Source organism: Actinosynnema sp. NPDC023658 (genome assembly GCF_040639995.1).
Classification (GTDB): domain Bacteria; phylum Actinomycetota; class Actinomycetes; order Mycobacteriales; family Pseudonocardiaceae; genus Actinosynnema.
Window position 1 is genome coordinate 1 of record NZ_JBFAAX010000925.1, and the last position, 2,142, is coordinate 2,142.

The following is a 2,142-nucleotide window of genomic DNA, read 5'->3' on the forward strand; positions in this document are numbered from 1 at the left end:
GCTCGGACCAGCCGAAACCCGCGCTCGACCCGTTGGGCACGCTGGCGGAGGCGGCCGGGTTCGACGACCCGGAGCGCTGGTGGGAGGCTGCTGACCATCGGCCCGATGGTGACCTCGCTGTACCTGTCGTTCACCGACTACGACCTGTTCAACACGCCGAACTGGATCGGGTTGGAGAACTACCGGCGGATGTTCTCCGACGCGCGCTGGCTGCGGTCGGTCGAGGTCACCGCGGTGTACGTGGCGCTGGCCGTGCCGATCAAGCTGGCCGCGGCGCTGGGCGTCGCCATCCTGCTCAACGGCAAGCGCGCGGGCCAGGGCTTTTACCGGGCCGCGTTCTACGGGCCGTCGCTGATCGGCGGCAGCGTGGGCGTCGCGATCGTGTGGAAGATGATGTTCAGCGACGACTCCGTGGTCGACCAGCTGCTGTCGCGGGTCGGCATCGACACCGGCGGCTGGGCGGGCAACCCGGACTTCTCGCTGATGATGCTCGTGCTGCTGGCGACGTGGCAGCTCGGTGCGCCGATGGTGATCTTCCTGGCGGGGCTGAAGCAGGTGCCGCGCGAGCTGTACGAGGCGGCGGAGGTCGACGGCGCGGGCCGGGGGCGGCGGTTCTGGTCGATCACCCTGCCGATGATCTCGCCGGTGCTGTTCTTCAACCTGCTGCTGGAGACGATCAACGCGTTCCAGGTGTTCACGTCGGCGTACGTGGTGGGCGGGCCGAACGGCCAGCCGGCGGGCAGCACGCTGTTCTACACGATCTACCTGTTCGACCGGGGCTTCGGCGACTACCGCATGGGTTACGCGTCAGCGATGGCGTGGATGCTGCTGCTCGGCGTCGGCCTGGTCACCGTGTTCCTGTTCCGCACCGCACGGGGTTGGGTCTTCTACTCCGGGGACTCGGGGGACAAGCGATGAAGCGGTCGTTGACCAGGGTGTTGTGGCACGTGTGCGTGCTGGCCCTGCTCGCCGTCGTGCTGTACCCGATCGTGTGGGTGGCGGCGGCGACGTTCAAGCCGTCGGAGGCGATCATCGGCAGCCTGGAGCTGCTGCCGACCGACCCGACCGCGGCGAACTACGAGCGGGTGTTCGACGGTGTGGTCGGGATCGGCGTGGGCCGGTTCTTCCTGAACTCCGCCGTGCTGGCGGTGCTGTCGGTGGTGGGCACGGTCGCGTCGTCGGCGCTGGCGGGCTACGCGTTCGCCCGCCTGAGGTTCCGCGGGCGGACGACCATGTTCGCGATCATGATCGCCACGCTGCTCCTGCCGTTCCACGTGCTGATCATCCCGCAGTACGTGGTGTTCCAGAACCTCGACCTGGTCGACACCTACGTGCCGCTGCTGGCGGGGAAGTTCCTGGCGTCGGAGGCGTTCTTCGTCTTCCTGATCGTGCAGTTCATCCGCCAGCTGCCGCGCGAGCTGGACGAGTCGGCCAAGATCGACGGGGCGAACCACTGGAGCGTGTTCTGGCACATCATCCTGCCGCTGTGCCGCCCGGCGCTGATCACCACCGCGATCTTCACGTTCATCTGGAGCTGGAACGACTTCTTCGGGCCGCTGATCTACCTGAGCACGCCGGACAAGTACCCGTTGCCGTTGGCGTTGCAGCTGTTCATCGACGAGACGAGCGGGTCGGACTTCGGGGCGTTGATGGCGATGTCGATGCTGGCGCTGGTGCCGGTGATCCTGTTCTTCCTGTTCTTCCAGCGGTTCCTGGTGGAGGGCGTGTCGACGTCGGGGTTGAAGGGGTGAGGCGGTTCGCGCTGTTCGGCGAGTGCCTGCTGGCGGGGCTGCTCGTCCTGCTCCTCGCGCTGCCGGTGGTGACCCTGCTGCCCGGCCTCGCCGCCGGGTGCGCGCACATCAAGGCCCACGTCGACGGCGAGACCACCACGGTGCGCTCCTACTTCGACCGGGTGCGTGCCGCGTGGCCGGGCGGGTGGGTGGCGTCGGTCGGGGTGGTGGTCGGTTTCGCGGTGCTGGCGGTGGACGTGCTGGTGCTGCGGACGCGGGTCGCGGGTGGCGGCTTCGTCGCCGTCGTGTGCGGGGTGGCGGCGGTCGGTCTCGCGGTGGTGTTTCTGGGTGCGGCGGGTGTGGGGAGGTGATGAGCTATGTGGCGGGAATTTCTGTACATCTGCGTGAGGTA

The 2,142-nt window shown here is 68.0% G+C and carries 3 protein-coding genes; all 3 read left to right on the plus strand.

Annotated features, from left to right (window positions below; all coding sequences use genetic code 11):
* Positions 1-105: 105 nt before the first annotated feature.
* From AB0G02_RS36490 to AB0G02_RS36500, 3 genes are read left to right on the plus strand one after another with little or no spacing between them, the layout of a single operon-like run.
* Positions 106-918 (plus strand): sugar ABC transporter permease, encoded by an 813-nt coding sequence (locus AB0G02_RS36490; protein ID WP_360803935.1) that lies wholly within the window; start codon positions 106-108, stop codon positions 916-918.
* Complete coding sequence (locus AB0G02_RS36495) at positions 915-1,751, plus strand: carbohydrate ABC transporter permease (RefSeq protein ID WP_360803938.1); 837 nt, start codon at positions 915-917, stop codon at positions 1,749-1,751. The genes AB0G02_RS36490 and AB0G02_RS36495 overlap by 4 nt, the downstream gene beginning before the upstream one ends.
* Positions 1,748-2,101, plus strand: coding sequence for a hypothetical protein (locus AB0G02_RS36500; RefSeq protein WP_360803941.1), 354 nt, complete (start codon positions 1,748-1,750; stop codon positions 2,099-2,101). The genes AB0G02_RS36495 and AB0G02_RS36500 overlap by 4 nt, the downstream gene beginning before the upstream one ends.
* The last annotated feature ends 41 nt before the right edge of the window (positions 2,102-2,142 follow it).